This is a genomic window from Streptomyces sp. NPDC006655 (genome assembly GCF_040703965.1).
Classification (GTDB): Bacteria; Actinomycetota; Actinomycetes; order Streptomycetales; family Streptomycetaceae; genus Streptomyces.
Genome location: NZ_JBEYJU010000101.1, coordinates 1 through 18,548, shown reverse-complemented (window position 1 = coordinate 18,548; position 18,548 = coordinate 1). Strand labels below are relative to the sequence as shown.

Genomic DNA, 18,548 nt, shown 5'->3' with positions numbered 1-18,548 from the left:
TCACATCCGGAAGACGCCGAAGCCGCCGCGCGCGCCTTCGTAGGGGGCGGTGTGGATGGCGGACAGGGCGAGCCCGAGGACGGTGCGGGTGTCGCGCGGGTCGATGACGCCGTCGTCGTAGAGCCGCCCGGACAGGAACATCGGGAGCGACTCGGACTCGATCTGCTGCTCGACCATGGCGCGCAGGGCCGCGTCGCCCTCCTCGTCGTACGGCAGGCCCTTGGCGGCGGCCGACTGGCGGGCGACGATCGACAGCACGCCGGCGAGCTGCTGCGGGCCCATGACGGCGGACTTGGCGCTGGGCCAGGCGAACAGGAAGCGGGGGTCGTAGGCGCGGCCGCACATGCCGTAGTGCCCGGCGCCGTAGGAGGCGCCCATGAGGACGGAGAGGTGCGGGACGCGGCTGTTGCTGACCGCGTTGATCATCATGGCGCCGTGCTTGATGATCCCGCCCTGCTCGTACTCCTTGCCGACCATGTAGCCGGTGGTGTTGTGGAGGAACAGCAGGGGGATGTCGCGCTGGTTGGCGAGCTGGATGAACTGGGCGGCCTTCTGCGACTCGGCGGAGAACAGGACGCCCTGGGCGTTGGCGAGGATGCCGACCGGGTAGCCGTGCAGGCGCGCCCAGCCGGTGGCGAGGCTCGTCCCGTACAGCGGCTTGAACTCGTCGAAGTCGGAGGCGTCGACGAGGCGGGCGATCACCTCGCGCGGGTCGAAGGGGATCTTGAGGTCGCCGGGGACGATGCCCAGCAGTTCCTCCGGGTCGTACCGGGGCGGTTCGGCGGGGCCGGGGTCGGGGTGGGCCTTGCGGTGGTTGAGGCGGGCGACCACCCGCCGTGCCTGGCGCAGCGCGTCCGGTTCGTCGACGGCGAAGTAGTCGGCGAGGCCCGAGACGCGCGCGTGCATCTCGGCGCCGCCGAGCGACTCGTCGTCGCTCTCCTCGCCGGTCGCCATCTTCACGAGGGGCGGCCCGCCGAGGAAGACCTTGGCGCGCTCCTTGACCATGATCACGTGGTCGGACATGCCGGGGATGTAGGCGCCGCCGGCGGTCGAGTTGCCGAAGACGACGGCGACGGTGGGGATGCCGGCGGCCGAGAGCCGGGTGAGGTCGCGGAAGATCGCGCCGCCCGGGATGAAGATCTCCTTCTGCGAGGGCAGGTCGGCGCCCCCGGACTCGACCAGGCTGATGCAGGGCAGCCGGTTGGCGAGGGCGATGTCGTCGGCGCGCAGGGCCTTCTTCAGCGACCAGGGGTTGCTGGCACCGCCGCGCACCGTCGGGTCGTTGGCGGTGATCAGGCACTCCACGCCCTCGACCACGCCGATCCCCGTGACGAGTGAGGCGCCGACGGCGTGGTCGCTGCCCCAGGCGGCCAGCGGGGACAGCTCCAGGAACGGCGTGTCGGGGTCGAGGAGCAGTTCGATGCGCTCGCGAGCGAGGAGTTTGCCGCGCTTGCGGTGCCGTGCGACGTACTTCTCGCCGCCGCCCGCGAGGGCCTTGGCGTGCTCGGCCTCCAGGTCGGTGAGCTTGGCGAGCATGGCGTCGCGGTTCGCCCGGTAGTCCGGCGAGGCGGTGTCCAGCGTCGAGGAGAGGACGGTCACAGCAGGGCCTCCGGGATGTCCAGGTGGCGGGAGCGGAGCCATTCGCCGAGGGCCTTGGCCTGCGGGTCGAAACGGTGCTGGGCGGCCACGCCCTGGCCGAGGATGCCCTCGACGGTGAAGTTGAGGGCGCGGAGGTTGGGGAGCAGGTGCCGGGTGACCGGCAGCTGCGCGGTCTCCGGGAGGAGCCGGCGGAAGGTGTCGACGGTCAAGGTGTGCGCGAGCCAGCGCCACGCCTCGTCGGAGCGCGCCCAGACGCCGACGTTGGCGTTGCCGCCCTTGTCCCCGCTGCGGGCTCCGGCGACGAGCCCGAGGGGTGCCCGCCGCGTGGGACCGGCCGGGAGCGGCTCGGGCAGCGGCGGTGCGGGCGGATCCCCCAGTACGCGGGTGTCCTGGGTCGGCGCCACGGGGACCCGTCGCCCGTCGTGGAGGACGGCCACATGGGGCACCTCCTCCTGGGGGACGTACACATCCTCGAAAACCCCATAGGGCGCGCCTTTTCCGGGTGGTGCGAGCACATGGAAGCCCGGGTAGCTGGCGAGCGCCAGTTCCACGGCGGCCCCGCTCAGCGCCCGGCCCACGGCCTCCTGGTCGCGGTCCCGTACGACGAGGCGGAGCAGGGCGCTGGCCGTCTCCTCGGTGTCCGCGTCGGAGCGATCGGTGCGGACGAGGTCCCAGCGAATCTCGGACGGAGCCGACTTGGCGTGGGCGAACACCTCCCCCATCTGTTCCCGTACGAGGGCGGCCTTCGCCTCGATGTCGAGTCCGGTGAGCACGAAGACGACCTCGTTGCGGAAGCCGCCGAGCCGGTTGCGGCCGACCTTGAGGGTGGGGGGCGGTGCCTCACCGCGGACGCCCTCGATCCGCACCCGGTCGGGGCCGTCCTGGCCGAGCCGTACGGTGTCGAGGCGGGCGGTGACGTCGGGGCCCGCGTACCGGGCGCCGCCGGTCTCGTACAGGAGCTGGGCGGTGACCGTGCCGACGTCGACGTGACCGCCGGTGCCGGGGTGCTTGGTGATGACGCAGCTGCCGTCCTCGTGGAGTTCGGCGAGCGGGAAGCCGGGGCGCCGCAGGTCCCGGCCGGCGGCCGTCGCCTCGGCGAAGAACGCGTGGTTGCCGCCGGTGGCCTGCGTCCCGCACTCCAGCACGTGCCCGGCGACGACGGCGCCCGCGAGCCGGTCGTGGTCGCCTGGGCGCCAGCCGAAGTGGGCGGCGGCGGGGCCGGTGACCAGGGCCGCGTCGGTCACCCGGCCGGTGACCACGATGTCCGCGCCGGCCCGCAGGCACTCGGCGATCCCGAAGCCGCCGAGGTAGGCGTGGGCGGCGAGGCTGCCGGGGTGGGCGGCGGTGAGGTCGTCGCCCTCCACGTGGGCGACGCGCACACCGATACCGAGCCGGCCGGCCAGTTCCCGTACCGCGTCGGCGAGCCCGGCGGGGTTGAGGCCGCCCGCGTTCGTGACGATCCGCACGCCCCGCTCCCGGGCCAGGCCCAGGCAGTCCTCCAGCTGGCGCAGGAAGGTGCGGGCGTATCCGGCGCCGGGATCCTTGAGCCGGTCCCGGCCCAGGATGAGCATGGTCAGCTCGGCGAGGTAGTCACCGGTGAGGACGTCGAGTTCACCGCCGGTGAGCATCTCGCGCATGGCGTCGAAACGGTCGCCGTAGAAGCCGGAGGCGTTGCCTATCCGAAGGGTCACTCGGGGCCGCCCTTCGGGGTGTCGTCCTTCGGGGTGCGGCCGGGTCCGGGGGGTCCGGCGAAGGCCTGGGCGATGTCCAGCCAGCGGTCGGCGTCGGGGCCGACGGTTTCGAGGGCGAGGTCGGCGCGGTGGGCGCGCTGGGTGACCAGGAGGCAGAAGTCGAGGGCGGGTCCGGTGACGCGCTCGTCGGCGTCCTCGGGGCCGTACGTCCACAGGGCGCCCGACGGAGCGGTCAGTTCGACGCGGAACTCCTCGAACGGCACGGGCAGTCCGTGCACGCCGAAGGCGAAGTCGCGGGTGCGCACGCCGAGCCGGGCGATGTGCCGGAGCCGGTCGGTGGGCGCACGGGTCACACCCAGCGCGTCCGCGACGTCCAGGCCGTGCGCCCAGGTCTCCATGAGGCGGGCGGTGGCCATCGAGGCGACCGACATAGGGGGGCCGTACCAGGGGAAACGCGCCCGCTCGGGCGCCGCGCGCAGTGCCCGGTGGAGGGCCTCCCGCCCGGCTCGCCAGTCCGCCAGCAACCGGGCGGGGGGCTTGGCGGCGCCCTCCTGCGCCCCGTTGTCCACGAAGTCCCCGGGCGCGGTCAGTGCTTTCCCGACCTCGCGGGCGAAGGCGTCCTGGTCGGTCACGGCCAGCAGCGAGGAGTGGTCGGTCCAGGCGAGGTGGGCGATCTGGTGGGCGACGGTCCAGCGGGGCGCGGGGGTGGGTAGGGCCCACTGCTCGGTTCCCAACCCGGCCACCAGCCGGTCGAGTTCCTCGCTCTCCGCACGCAGGTCGTCGATGACGGGCGTCGGATCGGACATGGGGAGGAGCATGGCAGCGGCCCACAAAACAATCAAGCGTGCTTGCATTGATTTCGTCGGACGGCCCTTGGCGGCGTCCGGGGTGATCCTGGGGCATTCCTTGGGACGGTCCGGCGCGGCGAGGGCGGCTCCATGCCCTATGTTCGATGCGAACATCCGGCGATGGAGTGATGTGCGAGGCGTACGGGGCGTGCGGAGGACTGATGAACCCGCCGTGGGGGCGGAGACGACGGCCGTCGTGGCACCCCCCGCGAGCGGTTGCCCGGTGGACACGGCGGCCGAGGACCCGCCCGCGCGGGAACTTCCCCGCTTCTGGCTCCTGGTCCTGGTGGCCGCCGCCGTCCTGCCCGGCACCGCCCTCTTCCTCGTCGGTCAGGGCGTGAGCAAGGCCGCGCTCCAGGCCTGGCAGACGGTGTGTCTCGCCGTGATCGTGCAGGCGACCCCGTTCCTGCTGCTCGGTACGGCCCTGTCGGGGGCGATCAACGCGTTCGTGCCGGAGCGGGTGTTCACGCGGCTGCTGCCCAAGCGGCCCGCGCTGGCCGTGCCGGTCGCCGGAATCGCGGGCGTGGTGCTGCCGGGCTGCGAGTGCGCGTCGGTGCCGGTGGCCGGCAGCCTGATCGGGCGTGGCGTCACCCCGGCCGCCGCGTTCGCGTTCCTGCTCTCGGCGCCCGCCATCAACCCGGTCGTGCTGACCGCCACCGCCATCGCCTTCCCCGGCACGCCCCTCATGGTGCTGGCCCGGCTGGTCGCCTCACTGGTGACCGCGGCCGTGATGGGCTGGCTGTGGCTCTGGCTGGGCCGGGAGGAGTGGCTGCGGCCCGCCGTACGGCACACCGGGCACCAGCCGGGACACCACCGGTGGACGGAGTTCCGGCGCGCCTTCCAGCACGACTTCCTCCAGGCCGGCGGGTTCCTGGTGGTCGGCGCCATGGCCGCGGCCACGTTCAACGTGGCGGTACCGCGCTCGGTGCTCGACACCTTCTCCGGTTCGCCGTGGCTGTCGGTGCTGTTCCTGGCCGCCCTGGCGGTGATCCTCGCGGTGTGCTCGGAGGCGGACGCGTTCGTGGCGTCGTCGCTCACGGGCTTCTCGCTCACCGCCCGGCTGACGTTCATGGTGGTCGGCCCCATGGTCGACCTGAAGTTGATCGCCTTGCAGGCGGGCACGTTCGGCCGGGCCTTCGCGGCCCGGTTCTCGGCCGCCACGACGGTCGTCGCGGTCCTGTGCGCCACCCTGGTCGGAGGGATGCTGCTGTGAGACGCCCGCTCCAGGTGACCCTGCTGGTCCTGTGCGGCCTGGGTCTGCTGCAGTCCGCCCTCTTCACCGACATGTGCCTGCGGTACGTCAAGCCGGGGATGCGGCCGTTGCTGATCGCGTCCGGTCTCGTGCTGCTGGTGCTGGGCATCGCGGAGGCGGTGGCACGGGAGGGACGGAAGGGACACGGGGGGCACGGCGACGCGCAGCAGGGTCATGACGCGCACCACGGTCACGACCACGCGGCCGTCCCCCGGGTCGCCTGGCTGCTTCTGCTGCCCGCGCTCAGCCTGCTCTTCTACGCCCCGCCGGCGCTCGGCGCCTACACCGCCTCCCGGCAGCCCGCGAAGGTCGTCGCGGAGCAGGACAGCTTCGACCCGCTGCCGAAGACCTCGCCCCTGCCCCTCACCCTCACGGACTTCACCACCCGGGTGCAGCAGGACCGCTCACTGGCCATCAAGGCGCGGACGGTGCGGATGAGCGGACTGGTCACGCCCGCCGCCTCGGGCGGGAGCTGGTACCTGACGCGGATCATCATCTCCTGCTGTGCGGCCGACGCGCAGTCCGTGAAGGTACGGATCTACAGCAACGGCATGCCGCCCGCCAACACCTGGGTGTCGGTCACGGGGAACTGGCATCCCGGCGGGAAGCTGGGCACGAAGTCCGCGCCGGTCGCGCTGGACGCGCAGACGGTGCGGAAGATCCCGCGCCCCTCGAACGGCTATCAGGACGCGCTGCCGTTCCCTTCCGCCTGAGAACCCACCACCGGCTCGGCCTGAGAGCCCCGCACCGGCTCCGGTCGTACGCCGGCCACCTGCTCCGGCTGGGCGCCGATCACCGGCACCGGCTCCGCCCGCGGACCGGCCGCCGGTCGGCGCCGACCGCGGCCACGGCCCACCTGGCTGCGGACCGCGCCGATGCTCGCGGCGATGACGAGGGCGATGGCGGCCGCCTCGGTGGCGGTGAGGGCCTGGTCGAGGACGAGGAAGCCGGCCGTGGCGGCGAGCGCCGGTTCCAGGCTCATGAGGACGGCGAAGGTGTGGGCGGGCAGCCGCCGCAGCGCGAGGAGTTCGAGGGTGTAGGGCAGGACGGAGGAGAGGATCGCGACCGACGAGCCGAGGGCGACGGTGGTCGGGTTCAGCAGCCGGGTTCCGGCGGAGGCGATGCCCAGCGGGAGGAACAGCAGGGCCGCGACCGCCATGGCCAGGGCGAGGCCGTCGGCCTGCGGGAAGCGGCGGCCGGTGCGGGCGCTGAAGATGATGTACGTGGCCCACATGGCGCCCGCGCCCAGGGCGAAGGCGACGCCCACGGGGTCGAGCTCGCCGAAGCCGCCGCCGCCGAGGAGGAAGACCCCGCCCAGCGCGAGGCCCGCCCAGAGCACGTTGATGAGGCGTCGGGAGGCCAGGACGGAGAGGGCCAGCGGGCCGAGGACCTCGAGGGTGACGGCGGTGCCCAGCGGGATGCGGTCGACGGCCTCGTAGAACAGGCCGTTCATCGCGCCCATGGTGATGCCGAAGACGACGACCGTGCCCCAGTCGGTGCGGGAGTGGCCGCGCAGCCGGGGCCGGCAGACGACGAGCAGGACCACGGCGGCGGCGAGGAGCCGCAGGGTGACCACGCCGAGCGCGCCCGCCCTGGGCATCAGGGTCACCGCGAGGGCACCGCCGAACTGCACGGAGATCCCCCCGGCCAGCACCAGACCGACGGGACCGAGCGAGCCCAGCCGGCCGGGGGTGCCCGCGGCGGCGGACGTGGACGCGGAGGTGGGCATCGACTGCGGGGCACTGGGGGTGGTCACGGGCGTTCCAGGGGGCTCGTCGTTCATTGCGATGCACTGTTCAGTCCAGGGTAATGGACCCAGTCAGGCGCGTGAAGTCCTATGGAGCTGTCCTGGCCGCCGCCCGCCCGAACCGTCTCCCTTCTCGCAGGTCACAGACGCCGCGCGGCCCGGCAGCGAAACGTTTCGCTGCCGGGCCGCGGCCGGACGGAGCTGCTTCAGGAACGGGAGCCGCTCACGGGAAGGGTTACCTGACGTCGACGTAGTCGCCGGTCGCCGTGGCGGCGCCGGTGGTGGCGTTGGTGGCGAAGGAGTAGCGGTAGTAGCCGTCGACGGTGGCCTTGGTGGTGGTCTTCAGGGCGCCGCCGGTGCCGGTGGTGATGGTCTTGAGCGTGGTGTAGGTGGTGCTGCCCTTCTTGCGGAACTGCAGCTGCACCTTCTGCGACGCGTAGCCGGTGTACTTGCCGGTGTTCCAGTCGGCGCGCGTCAGCTTGCCGGTGACGGTGACGGTCTTGCCCTTCTTCACCGGCTCCGGGGTGGCGTCGACGGTCAGCTTGGACGCCTTCTTGATCTTGCCGGTGCCGATGTTGTCGTCGAAGCTGGCGCTCGCGTTGAGGTCGTAGCCGCCGATGGCGAGCTTCCAGGTGCCGGCGACGCCGTTGTTCTTCAGGTCGGTGGCCGCGTGGATGTTGAAGACGGCCTTGCAGCTGTAGACGCCGGTCTGGGTGGTCGACTCGGTGCAGACCGGGTCGTCGTCGGTGCCCAGAGCACCGGTGATGGTGTCCGTGCTGGAGGGGTCGGTGCCCTGCCAGAGGAAGGCCTGGGTGACCACGACACCGCTGGAGCTGGTGGCGGTGTAGGTCGCGGTGACGGACTTGTTGGTGGTGGTGCCGAGGACGATGTCCTTGCCGCCGTTGACGACGCCCTTCGAGAAGGTGATGGTCCCGATCCCGGTCTTCGGCCGGACGGTACGCGCGGAGGTCGCGGCGTGCCCGGCGGACACGGACTTCGCGGAGAAGGAGCTGAGCCGGGCCTTCGCGCTCGGGCCCGACGCCGCCTGGGCGGCCACCGGGACGGCGAGCGCGGACAGTGCGACCGCTCCGGACAGAGCGGTGGCCGCGACACGTATACGCATGGGAATCCCCCCTGGGATGGCGAGGGGCCCGGCGGATCGCCCCCGGCCGGGCCCATTGACGTACGCAGCCTACGAACCAAGTGGAGAACTATTGAAGATCCCCTGTGCAATAGGTGTGTAACAAGGCTCATGTGACGGGCACTCACCTGAGCCGCGGCCCGTCCGCGACTCAGCCGCCGGGCCAGGGTTCCTCGTCGCGGAACAGGGGGCGGCCCTCGGGGAGCGCGGTGGGCACGGGCGCCGCCTCCGGGTGGGCTTCGTGGACGGGCTGGGGCCAGGGCCCCGCGGCCGCGTACACGTCGCGGTCGTAGCCGTAGACGTTCCCGTACGGCTGCTGGTAGGCGTACCCGTCGCCCTGCGGGGCCGGCTGCTGCGCCGTCGGGGCGTCGGGCTCGGTGAACAGCGGCAGGCGCAGTTCGCCGGTGTCCATGATCGCGTTGTTCTGGGAGCGGTGCAGCCGGGAGTAGGCGCCGCCGCGGGCGAGGAGTTCCTCGTGGCGGCCGGTCTCCACGACGCGGCCGCCGTCGACGACGAGGATGCGGTCGGCGTCGGGGGCGAGGTTCAGGTCGTGGGTGATCATGATGGTGGTACGGCCGGTCATCAGGCGGCGCAGCGGCTTGACGACACGGCGTGCGGCCATCGCGTCCAGGCCGGTGGTCGGTTCGTCGAGGACCAGCACCGGGGCGTCGCGCAGGATGGCGCGGGCGATGGCCAGGCGCTGGAGCTGTCCGCCGGAGAGCCGGGCCGAGTTGGGGTCGACCTTGGTGTCGTAGCCGTCGGGGAGCCGGACGACGAAGTCGTGCGCGTCGGCCGCCTTCGCGGCGTCCTCGATGGCCTGGTCGCTGGCGCCGGGCCGGCCGCAGGCGATGTTGGCGCGGACGGTGTCGTGCAGGACGAGGGTCTCCTGGGGCAGGAGGGTGACGTACTCGCGCAGCCGGGCCAGCGGGAAGTCGCGGACGGGGACGCCGTCGAGGAGCACCTCGCCGCTGTCCGGGTCGTAGAAGCGGAGCAGCATCTTGGAGACGGTGGACTTGCCGGCGCCGCTGGGGCCGGTGATGATCACGAGTTCGCCGGGGCTGACGGCGAAGGACAGGCCGTCCAGGGCGGCCCGCTCGGCGCCGGGGTAGCGGAAGCCGACGTCGCGGACCTCGACGGCGCCGTCGGGCCGGCCGGCGTCGGTGCCGCGGCGTGGATCGGTGACCGAGGGCCGCACGTCGAGGATCTCGATCAGCCGTTCCGCGCCCGCCGTGGCGGCGGTGACGGTGAGGCCGAGCTGGGCGAGGCCGCGCACCGGCGGGTAGAGGTAGCCGAGGAAGGCGGAGAAGGCGAGGAGCTGGCCGAGGGTCATGCGGCCGGTGGAGATCTCCCAGGCGCCGATGCCGATCACGGCGAGGACGCAGACGGTCTCGATGACCGCGACGAGTTGTTCGTAGGCCTCGTTGAGACGGGTGGAGCGGACGGAGGCGCGGAACCAGGCGGTCGCCTCCTCGTTCAGGCGCCGGCGTTCGGCGTCCCGGCGGTCGTACGCCTGGGTGAGCACGATGTTGCCGAGGGATTCCTCGACGACGGACGTGATGGCGCCGTCTGCGACCCGGCCCTGCCGGGACACGTCCTTGATGGAGCCGGAGAAGCGGCGCGCGGCCAGCCAGAACAGCGGGGCGAGGACGAAGGTGGCGGCGGCCAGGTCCCAGCGCAGCCAGAACGCGGCGGCGGCGTAGAAGACCGCGCTGAACAGGGCGGACGCGGCACCCACGAGCCCGGACACGACCAGGGTCTCGATGGTGTCGACGTCGCCGGTCAGCCGGGACAGCAGGTCGCCCTGGCGGTGGCGCTGGAAGAAGTGCGGGGGCAGTTTCTGGACGTGGTCGAAGACGTGTTCGCGCAGCCGCATCACGAAGCGTTCGGTGGTCCAGGCGGCGAGGGAGTTGCCGGCGTACGCGACGATAGCGCCGACGATCGCCACACCCAGCCATTGGGCCGCCGGGCTCCAGAAGGCGGCCGGCGAGCCCTTCTCCAGGGCGTGGTCGGTGAGGTCCCCGAAGAGGAGGATGGCCTCGGTCTCGGCGAGGGCGGCGATCACCGTGCACACCCAGACGATCACCAGCCAGCCGCGCAGGCCCCTGGTGAGCGGCCAGAAGCGGCGGAACGCGATGCGGGCCGGAATGGTGGGCGGGTATTCGTCACCTTCGTCGCCCTCACCGTCCTCCTCGTATTCGTATTCTGCGCCCTCACTCTCCTTCACGCGCATTGCACACCACCTCCGCTCTCCGGCGCCGGAATTACTGGAATTCTGGAAGTGAAAAGGACCGACGGCGAACCGTCGGTCCTTCTCAGACGTGCGTCAGTTGTCCTGACCCGGACCCTGGACGGGCTTCGGAGCCGGCTGCGGAGCCTTTTTGGGCTTCGGCGGCGGGGGCGGGGGCAGCTGCTTCTTGGGCTTGGGGGGCAGCGGGGCGAGCTTCCTGAGGCTCATTCCGACTCCTTGAGAGTTCGTAGTGCGAGTGGTGCGAATGGTGCGAGAATTCTCTGGGGCAACGTACGGGGATTTCGGATCGTCATCCTCGGCAATCCCCGCCGCCCGACATCGATGAACCTACACGGCCCAGATCCCAAGCAACGGCAAATTCGGCCCGCGAACGGCATACAGGTGCTGTGAATACCTGGGTAACAGCTGTATAACGGCCCCGAACCTGAGAGTTCTCTCAAGAAGCTGAGAGCCGGCTTATGAAGCAGCGCCTGCCGAACGCCCGTCCTTCGGGGTCCAGGCCGTCAGCACCTCCGCGTCCGTCGCGCGGGCGTGGAGGAAGTAGTCGGCCCAGGGACCGATCTCCGGGTAGGCGCACTCCCGCACCAGACGGGCCACCGCCGTCGCCGTGTCGTACGGCGTGACGCGCAGGTCGGTGCCGGGGCCGAGGAGGCACCAGTGGGCGCCGGGGCGGCCGTAGGGCATGCCCACGCTGCCCGGGTTGACGACCAGACGGCCGTGGGCGAGACGGACGTAGGGCATGTGGGTGTGGCCGCAGACGACGGTGCCGACGTCCGGGTCGAGGGCGGCGAAGACCTCCGCCCAGCGGTCCAGGGGCGAGTCGACCAGGACGATCTCCTCGTCGTCACGGGGAGTCGCGTGGCAGAACAGGACCCGGCCGAGGCCCCGGACGCCGAGGGTCGCCGTCCCCGGCAGGGCGGCCAGGAAGTCGACATGGGCCTCGGTCAGCGCGTTCGCCGCGAACACGCCGATGGGGTCCGGGATCTCCGTACGCTCGCCCCTGCGGTACTCCACCAGTTCCCGGTCCGCGTTCCCCGACAGCCACAGCACCCTGTCACCCAGCTCGCGCAGCCTGTCGATGACCGCGGCGGGCTGCGGGCCCGCCGTGACGTCACCGGTGAGGACGATGCGGTCGGCCCCGGCCACGTCCGGCTCCGCCAGGACCGCCTCCAGCGCCGGCAACACCCCGTGGATGTCGGAGAGGACCGCCACCCGGTCCACCACCTGGTCCACCGTCCGGTCAATCACCCGGTCCGCCGTCCGGTCCACCGCCCGGTCCGCCGTCCGGTCCACCGCCCGGTGCGGCTCGGTCTCCCGCGTCGCCATTTTCCCCTCCCATAGTCCACAGCCGTGCCGATATCGTCGTACAACCCCACAAGTCCAGGGCGTCGCGATCTCGTCTCATCGAACGGACACGGTTCCGTCCCGTTTCTCCCAGCCGATACCCTCCGACTCGTGGCTGACATCCAGATTCCTGCTGACATCAAGCCCGCGGACGGTCGGTTCGGCGCGGGTCCCTCCAAGGTGCGGGTCGAGGCGCTGGACGCGCTGGCCGCCACCGGTACCTCCCTCCTCGGCACGTCCCACCGCCAGGCCCCGGTCAAGAACCTGGTCGGCCAGGTCCGCGAGGGCATCAGCGCCCTCTTCTCCCTCCCGGACGGCTACGAGGTCGTCCTCGGCAACGGCGGCTCCACCGCCTTCTGGGACGTCGCCACCCACGGACTGATCGACACCAAGTCCCAGCACCTCACCTTCGGCGAGTTCTCGTCCAAGTTCGCCAAGGCGGCCAAGCTCGCCCCCTGGCTGGCCGAGCCCACCGTGATCGCCTCCGACCCCGGCACCCACCCGGAGCCGCGGGCCGAGGCGGGCGTCGACGTCTACGCCTTCACCCACAACGAGACCTCGACCGGTGTCGCCATGCCGATCGAGCGGGTCGCCGGCGCCGACGAGGGCGCGCTCGTGCTCGTGGACGCCACCTCCGGCGCGGGCGGCCTCCCCGTCGACGTCAGCGAGACCGACGTCTACTACTTCGCCCCGCAGAAGTCCTTCGCCTCCGACGGCGGCCTGTGGATCGGCGTCTTCTCCCCCGCCGCGATCGAGCGCGCCGAGCGCGTCCACGCGTCCGGCCGCCACGTCCCGGAGTTCTTCAGCCTCCCCACGGCGATCGACAACTCCCGCAAGAACCAGACGTACAACACCCCGGCCCTCGCCACCCTCTTCCTGCTGAACCAGCAGTTGGAGTGGCTCAACGGCCAGGGCGGCCTCGCCTTCTCCACGGCCCGGACGAAGGACTCCTCGACCCGCCTGTACACCTGGGCGGAGGAGTCGAAGTACGCCACGCCGTTCGTCTCCGACCCGGCCAAGCGCTCCCAGGTCATCGGCACGATCGACTTCTCCGACGAGATCGACGCGGCCGCCGTGGCCAAGGCCCTGCGCGCCAACGGCATCGTCGACACCGAGCCCTACCGCAAGCTCGGCCGCAACCAGCTGCGTGTCGCGATGTTCCCGGCGATCGACCCGGCGGACGTCGAGGCGCTGACGAAGTGCATCGACTACGTCATCGAGAAGCTCTAGCGGCGCCACGGCAGCAACTCCCGTAAAAAGCTGCTGGTTTACCCGGAAGGCATGATCAAGGCAAAGCCTTCCGGGGACCGTTGAGTCCCCTTCGTCGCACACCGGACACTATGTGCCCCACGCGCCCTCGGCGGGCGTGCGACGAAGGGGATCCACGCGTACATGAACAGACCGATACCGGGCACCGTCGAGGTTGCGGTGCGCCACGTCCTCAGCGACAAGGTGACGGGCTTTCTCGTCCGCACCCGCACCATGATCTGGAAGGACAGCGTCTTCCGGGTCCGCCGCCCGCAGGCCGGCAAGCAGACCGTGGAGCTCACCTGCCCCGTCTGTGACGCGTCCCTGCTGGCCGAGGTCCGCACCGAGGCCCGCACCCGGCGCACCAAAGTCATCCTGCGCACCCTGGCCGCCCTCTGCGTGATCGTCTTCTTCACCGCCTTCCCGTACGCCGTCCACGTGGGCGGCAGAACGCTGCCCGAAGGCCAGTCGCTGCCGACGCTCTTCCCGATCAGCATCGTGGCGATCGGCGTCTCGTTCGTCACCGCTCCCGCGCTCTTCGTGCAGAGCCGCATCTACAGCGGCGTCAGCATGCTGGACGCCCCCAAACCACGCCGCAGGCACAGCCTCAGGCCGGTGAAGAACTGAGCGCCGAGCACGACCGAGGGGCGCCCGGCGGACCACCGCGGGCGCCCCTCGTGCCGTCACTCCCCGATGAGTGCCTGGTACGCCTTGGCGTCGAGCAGCCCGTTCGAGGACGCCCCGCCCTTGGCCTTGATCCTGAAAAGCCACGTGCCGTAGGGGTCTTCGTTGACCTCTTCGGGGCTGTCGACGACATCCTGGTTGACCTGGACGACCTCGCCGGTGACCGGCGTGTACAGGTCGGACGCCGCCTTGACCGACTCCACCGTTCCCACCGGGCGCCCGGCCTCGACCTTCTTGCCGACCTCGGGCAGCTCGAAGAAGACGATGTCACCGAGGGTCTTCTGGGCGTGGTCGGTGATGCCGACGGTCAGGCTGCCGTCGGCCTCGGTGCGGATCCACTCGTGGTCGTCGGTGTAGCGGAGGTCGGTGGGCACGTGGGACATGGCTGGACTCCTTCGGCGGTCGCGGTGCGATCGGGAACAGCCTGACCCCGGGGAACCGCACATCCGTGCATTTCGGGCGCCACGGTCCACCAAGCAGGTGACGGCGCCCGTCACGTCCGGGCTCGGGCGCCCCGCCTCACGTCGCCGTACAGCTCACGCTCGGCACGGCACCGCCGCCCGGCGCGCCCCCGAACCCGAAGCTCGCCGAACCACCGGCCGGGACCACCCCGTTGTGCGCGGCGTTCACCGCGGTGACCGTCCCCCCGCTCTGGGTGTACGACGCGTTCCACATGGTCGTCACCTGCTGCGACCCGCTCCACGTCCAGCTCACCTTCCAGGAACGGAGCGCGGTCGTACCGGTGTTGGTGACCGTGACGGCCGCGTTGAAGCCGCTGCCCCAGTCACTGCTGACGGCGTACGAGGCCGCGCAGGAGGCGGTCGTCCCTCCGCCCCCTCCCCCGCCGCCCCCACCGCTCCCGGTGCCGGGGAACAGCGGCGCCTTGACGCTCGCCAGGTACCCGTCCTTCACGGTGTCCACGGTCGTCCAGTCGTCCTTCAGGATCCCGCCGGTGTCACCGGAGTTCGGGTTCCAGGACCAGAAGGTCCACTGGAAGGAGTCGGCACCGTACGTCGAGGTCGGCCGCAGGTAGCTCACCAGCGCGGCCAGCCACTTCTGGTCCACCGCCGAGGCCAGCGTGGTACCGAACTCGCCCACCCACACCGGGGCGATGTTCTGCTTGAAGATGTAGCCCCAGTACGAGTCCCACACCCCCGGCATGTTGGCCGGGAACGCCGGATCGCTGAACCAGCTCTGCTGGGCCACGCTGGTGGCGTAGTCGTGGGCCGAGTACACCACCCGGTTGGCCACGCTCAGCTGCACCGGGTACTGCGCGACACCCATCAGGTTGCCGCCCCACCAGCCCGAGACGCCGTTGAAGGTCTGCACGCCCTCGACGAAGACGAGCAGGTCCGGGTTGACGGACAGGACGGCGTTCCCGGCGCGCTGGGCGGCCAGCCGCCAGTCGACGGACACGTCCCCGCAGCCCCAGCAGGCCGGATCGTGCGGCTCGTTGTGCAGGTCGATGCCGATGACGGTCGGATCGGCCGCGTACCGTGCCGCGAGCGCCTTCAGGTCGGCGATCCACGTCGACTCGGGCACGGACGAGGTGTACCAGAGCGCCGACTGACCGGCGGCGTCCGGACGGTGCCGGTCGAGGATGACCTTGAGTCCGTCCTGTCCGGCGTACGCCACGATCCTGTCCATGACCTGAAGCGAGTTCAGCCCTTGCAGGTCGGCGTTCTTGCCGTTGCTGAAGTCGATGCTGTTGGGGACGGTCGTGCTCTTGAAGATGTCGTCGCTGTAGGGCAGCCGGATGGTGTTGTAGCCCAGCGACCTCATCTGGTCGATCATGCTCTTGTAGTCGCGCGACCAGAGGCCGTGCACCACGTGGTTGGCGGTCTCGAAGCCGAACCAGTTGATCCCGGCGATCCGGACCGGCTGCCCGGCCGCGTCCAGGATCTGCCGGCCACTGGTGTGCCAGTAGCCCGCTCCCGGGGCGGTCGCCGCGTGCGCGGAGGTCGCCGCACCGGCGAGGGGGAGCAGGAGCGCGGCGGCCGCGGCACAGAGTGCTCTTCGCAGGCTGCGTAGGCGGAACATGGGCTGTTCCTCTCGGAGTCTCACGGAGTCTCACTTGGGGGCGCGCGGCCGCGGAACTCGATGGGAGCGCTCCCATTCACCGCGCACCTCTTAGGAAACTGACACACCATCATCACGTCAAGACGTACGACCGGGGTTCAGTGCCCGCGGGCCGAGGGGCGTCGCAGCCACCGCACCCCGAAGAAGGCGAGCGCGACGACGCCGACGGCGAGGGCGCCGACCCCGACCCCGCCGGACGCAGGGCCGCCACCACCGTCACCGCTCGCCGACGTCCCGTTGCCGGAGGACGACTTGTTGGACCCGCCGGGCACGGCCTGCGCCTGCACCGGGCTGTCGACGCCCTCGCTCCCGTACAACAGCTTGGTCCCGTCGGGCGAGTAGCTGATCGACTCGCCCTGCTTCTGGAGCGGCACGTCCAGCCGCCCCGCCCGCTTGATCCGGCCGCCGTTCCAGTCGTAGTAGATCCCGCCGAAGTAGCCGCGCACGGCGAGTTGCCCGCCGTCGGGGGAGAAGGCCGCGTCGGTGGCCCAGAGGTCGACGGCGGCGACGGGCCTGAAGACGTTCGTGCCCGACGCGGACAGGGTGGCGGGGCCCTCGTAGAGATGCCCGCCGTCCTCCTTCTTGTCGATGATGTACACCCGGCCCGTTGTGGGGTGCACGACGAGTGACTCCGCGTTCCGGGCGCCGTTCGCGTACTTGACGACGTACTGCTTCGCCCTGATCGTCTGGTCGACGAGCTTCTTCGGCTCGGGCAGCTTGTAGATCCAGACGTACGGCCAGCTGCCGTCGAGGTTGTCGCCGATGTCGCCGACGTAGATCTGGTTGCCGGGGCCGATGGAGATGGCCTCGACGTCCCGGGGCGTTCCGACGCCGCTGAGGGTGATCCGCGCGACGGTCTTCCCGGTCGCGCTGTCGACGGCGTAGATGTAGGGGCCGTCGCCGCTGTCGTTGTGGGTCCAGTAGACGCCGGGGTGGAGGTGGGAGGCGGCGAGACCGCTGGACTCGGTGATGCGCGGGTCCTCGATCGTGAACCCCTGGTCGCCGGCCCCGTCGGCGGCGGAGGCGGGCGCGGAGGCGAGGGCACCCGTGAGGAGCAGCCCGGCGAGAAGGGCGAGCGGTCGTCGACGCATGGGCCCAAGCCTGCCATCCCGCGCCGGATTCGATCACGCGGACGACAGGGGGGTGCGCCCGGGGCACGTGGTGGGCCTCACACGCCGCACCGGCCTCCGCCCTCCCCGTGATCGTCCATCATGAGCGGATGCTCAGGTTCATGCCCGTCGGGGACTCGATGACGATCGGCAGCGCGGGCGAACACACGTGGCGGTACCGCATGTGGCAGCACCTGTGCGCGACGTACGGCGGTCCGTTCACGCTGGTCGGTCCGCGCGAGACGCTGTACGACAAGTCGGCCGAGGCCCCGACGTCGTACGCCTACGCCGATCCCGGCTTCCCGCACGCCCACCTGGCCGGCTGGGGCGAGGGCTGGCTGCACATGGCCCCGCTGATCGGGGAGGCGGTGCGGGCGCACCGCGCGGACGTGCTGCTCGTCTCCCTCGGCCTGATCGACCTGGGCTTCTACACGAACGCCGAGCAGACGGCCGCGAACGCACGGTCCTTCGTCGCGGCGGCACGGGAGGCCCGCCCGCGGATCCGGATGGTGGTGCTGCCGGTGATCCCGAACATCCGGGCCGCCTCGGACGAGGCGTTCGCCGCCCAGGTCGACCGGTTCAACGTGCTGCTCGCGAAGGCGGTCGCCGACCTGGACGAGCCCCGGTCACCGCTCCTGCTGGCCTCGCCCCCGGAGTCGTACGACATCGACACGGACACCTACGACGGCACCCACCCCAACGCGAGCGGGGAGCACCGGATCGCGGGGGCGTTCGCGGAGGCGATGTGGCAGGGGTGGGGCGTGGGACAGCCGTACGAAGCAGGAACGGACTGACCGAAAACCGCCGTTGCCCGGTCACCGTGCGTATCGTTGAACCGCGCGGCCGCACTCGTGCGGAGGGCGGCCGGGGAGGAGCGCCAGGATGACCGTCCTCGAAGACAGGATCGCGATGGCCAAGAGCGACGACGAGATCACGCTCGACGAGCTGTTCGAGCAGATCGAGAAGATGCCCGCCCCCGAGGGATACAAGGTCGAGATCGTCGAGGGGACCGTCTTCATGTCGCCACAGCGGGACACCCACTGGGAGATCATCCTGGACATCGTCGAGCAGTTGCGGACCAAGTACCCCCGGAAGCGTGTGAAGTCCGATGTCCGTATCGACTACCCGGGACACCTCAACGGGTTCGCGTCGGACGTCACGTTGATGGCCGAGGACGCCGCCAAGACGGACAGCGGGCTCTGGCGTCACCAGGACGTCGAGTTCGTGGCCGAGGTCATCTCCAAGGGCACGGCGGCGAACGACTACGGAGCGAAGAAGGCCGCCTACGCCACGGCCGAGGTCCCCGTCTACCTGATCGCCGACCCCTACCAGCGCCGCTGTCACGTCTACACCAACCCCAAGGGCGAGGACTACACGACCGAGACACGGGTCACGTTCGGGAGTGACGTCGACCTTACGGGAACCGTTGTCGGTCTCACCCTGAGCACCGCCGAGTTCCCCGTCGACTAGGGCCCTTCTGATGGATCTCCGTGGGAGAAGGAGCGGCGTTCGGTGCGTGCGATCGGCGTGCGGGGTGGCGGGTCATGTGGCGGAGCCA

Annotated in this window: 17 protein-coding genes; 6 read left to right on the top strand and 11 right to left on the bottom strand. The window is 71.1% G+C overall.

What is annotated here, in order from left to right; all coding sequences use genetic code 11:
- From AB0958_RS37035 to AB0958_RS37025, 3 genes are read right to left on the bottom strand one after another with little or no spacing between them, the layout of a single operon-like run.
- The gene (locus AB0958_RS37035) at positions 1-1,599 is read right to left on the bottom strand and encodes a carboxyl transferase domain-containing protein (protein WP_366894870.1); all 1,599 of its coding nucleotides are present in this window, start codon (positions 1,597-1,599) and stop codon (positions 1-3) included.
- A complete protein-coding gene (locus tag AB0958_RS37030) occupies positions 1,596-3,290 on the bottom strand; it encodes an acyclic terpene utilization AtuA family protein (RefSeq protein ID WP_366894869.1) in 1,695 nt (564 codons plus the stop codon). Before AB0958_RS37030 ends, AB0958_RS37035 begins: the two co-directional genes overlap by 4 nt.
- Positions 3,287-4,096: a TIGR03084 family metal-binding protein gene (locus AB0958_RS37025; RefSeq protein WP_366894868.1), complete on the bottom strand. Its 810-nt coding sequence runs from the start codon at positions 4,094-4,096 to the stop codon at positions 3,287-3,289. Before AB0958_RS37025 ends, AB0958_RS37030 begins: the two co-directional genes overlap by 4 nt.
- Before the next feature lie 139 nt (positions 4,097-4,235).
- Between AB0958_RS37025 and AB0958_RS37020 the strand changes: the two genes are divergently transcribed.
- Positions 4,236-5,351 (top strand): permease, encoded by a 1,116-nt coding sequence (locus AB0958_RS37020; RefSeq protein WP_366894867.1) that lies wholly within the window; start codon positions 4,236-4,238, stop codon positions 5,349-5,351.
- A complete protein-coding gene (locus AB0958_RS37015; RefSeq protein ID WP_366894866.1) occupies positions 5,348-6,103 on the top strand; it encodes a TIGR03943 family protein in 756 nt (251 codons plus the stop codon). The genes AB0958_RS37020 and AB0958_RS37015 overlap by 4 nt, the downstream gene beginning before the upstream one ends.
- Here the strand turns inward: AB0958_RS37015 and AB0958_RS37010 are convergent.
- From AB0958_RS37010 to AB0958_RS36990, 5 genes are all read right to left on the bottom strand, one after another.
- On the bottom strand, positions 6,073-7,119 hold the full coding sequence (locus AB0958_RS37010; RefSeq protein WP_366894882.1) for an EamA family transporter: 1,047 nt from the start codon (positions 7,117-7,119) through the stop codon (positions 6,073-6,075). The genes AB0958_RS37015 and AB0958_RS37010 overlap by 31 nt on opposite strands.
- A gap of 253 nt (positions 7,120-7,372) precedes the next feature.
- Positions 7,373-8,260: a hypothetical protein gene (locus AB0958_RS37005; RefSeq protein ID WP_366894865.1), complete on the bottom strand. Its 888-nt coding sequence runs from the start codon at positions 8,258-8,260 to the stop codon at positions 7,373-7,375.
- Positions 8,261-8,429: 169 nt separating this feature from the next.
- Positions 8,430-10,508, bottom strand: coding sequence for an ABC transporter ATP-binding protein (locus AB0958_RS37000; protein WP_366894864.1), 2,079 nt, complete (start codon positions 10,506-10,508; stop codon positions 8,430-8,432).
- A 93-nt stretch (positions 10,509-10,601) separates the two neighbouring features.
- A complete protein-coding gene (locus tag AB0958_RS36995) occupies positions 10,602-10,733 on the bottom strand; it encodes a hypothetical protein (protein ID WP_366894863.1) in 132 nt (43 codons plus the stop codon).
- A 249-nt stretch (positions 10,734-10,982) separates the two neighbouring features.
- Positions 10,983-11,750, bottom strand: a complete 768-nt coding sequence (locus tag AB0958_RS36990) for a metallophosphoesterase family protein (RefSeq protein WP_366894881.1) — start codon at positions 11,748-11,750, stop codon at positions 10,983-10,985.
- 231 nt (positions 11,751-11,981) lie between these two features.
- Between AB0958_RS36990 and serC the strand changes: the two genes are divergently transcribed.
- Positions 11,982-13,100, top strand: coding sequence for a phosphoserine transaminase (gene serC / locus AB0958_RS36985; RefSeq protein WP_366894862.1), 1,119 nt, complete (start codon positions 11,982-11,984; stop codon positions 13,098-13,100).
- A 162-nt stretch (positions 13,101-13,262) separates the two neighbouring features.
- Positions 13,263-13,745, top strand: a complete 483-nt coding sequence (locus AB0958_RS36980; RefSeq protein WP_366894861.1) for a hypothetical protein — start codon at positions 13,263-13,265, stop codon at positions 13,743-13,745.
- Positions 13,746-13,801: 56 nt separating this feature from the next.
- Here AB0958_RS36980 and gcvH read toward each other — a convergent pair whose 3' ends face one another.
- From gcvH to AB0958_RS36965, 3 genes are all read right to left on the bottom strand, one after another.
- Positions 13,802-14,185 carry a glycine cleavage system protein GcvH gene (gcvH, locus tag AB0958_RS36975; protein WP_366894860.1) on the bottom strand — a complete coding sequence of 128 codons (384 nt, stop codon included), beginning with the start codon at positions 14,183-14,185 and terminating at the stop codon, positions 13,802-13,804.
- A 136-nt stretch (positions 14,186-14,321) separates the two neighbouring features.
- The gene (locus AB0958_RS36970; protein WP_366894859.1) at positions 14,322-15,842 is read right to left on the bottom strand and encodes a cellulase family glycosylhydrolase; all 1,521 of its coding nucleotides are present in this window, start codon (positions 15,840-15,842) and stop codon (positions 14,322-14,324) included.
- Between the two features lie 137 nt (positions 15,843-15,979).
- Positions 15,980-16,972 carry a WD40 repeat domain-containing protein gene (locus tag AB0958_RS36965; protein WP_366894858.1) on the bottom strand — a complete coding sequence of 331 codons (993 nt, stop codon included), beginning with the start codon at positions 16,970-16,972 and terminating at the stop codon, positions 15,980-15,982.
- A gap of 128 nt (positions 16,973-17,100) precedes the next feature.
- Here AB0958_RS36965 and AB0958_RS36960 point away from each other — a divergent pair, with 128 nt between their 5' ends.
- Both AB0958_RS36960 and AB0958_RS36955 read left to right on the top strand, forming a co-directional pair.
- Positions 17,101-17,784 (top strand): SGNH/GDSL hydrolase family protein, encoded by a 684-nt coding sequence (locus AB0958_RS36960; protein WP_366894857.1) that lies wholly within the window; start codon positions 17,101-17,103, stop codon positions 17,782-17,784.
- Between the two features lie 88 nt (positions 17,785-17,872).
- Complete coding sequence (locus tag AB0958_RS36955; protein WP_366894856.1) at positions 17,873-18,460, top strand: Uma2 family endonuclease; 588 nt, start codon at positions 17,873-17,875, stop codon at positions 18,458-18,460.
- The last annotated feature ends 88 nt before the right edge of the window (positions 18,461-18,548 follow it).

Excerpts from the sequence above, each read along its gene's own strand:
- AB0958_RS37025 (WP_366894868.1), bottom strand. The coding sequence starts at position 4,096 with ATGTCCGATCCGACGCCCGTCATCGACGACCTGCGTGCGGAGAGCGAG.
- AB0958_RS37020 (WP_366894867.1), top strand. The coding sequence starts at position 4,236 with ATGTTCGATGCGAACATCCGGCGATGGAGTGATGTGCGAGGCGTACGG.
- AB0958_RS37010 (WP_366894882.1), bottom strand. The coding sequence starts at position 7,119 with ATGCCCACCTCCGCGTCCACGTCCGCCGCCGCGGGCACCCCCGGCCGG.
- AB0958_RS37005 (WP_366894865.1), bottom strand. The coding sequence starts at position 8,260 with ATGCGTATACGTGTCGCGGCCACCGCTCTGTCCGGAGCGGTCGCACTG.
- AB0958_RS37000 (WP_366894864.1), bottom strand. The coding sequence starts at position 10,508 with ATGCGCGTGAAGGAGAGTGAGGGCGCAGAATACGAATACGAGGAGGAC.
- AB0958_RS36995 (WP_366894863.1), bottom strand. The coding sequence starts at position 10,733 with ATGAGCCTCAGGAAGCTCGCCCCGCTGCCCCCCAAGCCCAAGAAGCAG.
- AB0958_RS36980 (WP_366894861.1), top strand. The coding sequence starts at position 13,263 with ATGAACAGACCGATACCGGGCACCGTCGAGGTTGCGGTGCGCCACGTC.
- gcvH (WP_366894860.1), bottom strand. The coding sequence starts at position 14,185 with ATGTCCCACGTGCCCACCGACCTCCGCTACACCGACGACCACGAGTGG.
- AB0958_RS36970 (WP_366894859.1), bottom strand. The coding sequence starts at position 15,842 with ATGTTCCGCCTACGCAGCCTGCGAAGAGCACTCTGTGCCGCGGCCGCC.
- AB0958_RS36965 (WP_366894858.1), bottom strand. The coding sequence starts at position 16,972 with ATGCGTCGACGACCGCTCGCCCTTCTCGCCGGGCTGCTCCTCACGGGT.
- AB0958_RS36960 (WP_366894857.1), top strand. The coding sequence starts at position 17,101 with ATGCTCAGGTTCATGCCCGTCGGGGACTCGATGACGATCGGCAGCGCG.
- AB0958_RS36955 (WP_366894856.1), top strand. The coding sequence starts at position 17,873 with ATGACCGTCCTCGAAGACAGGATCGCGATGGCCAAGAGCGACGACGAG.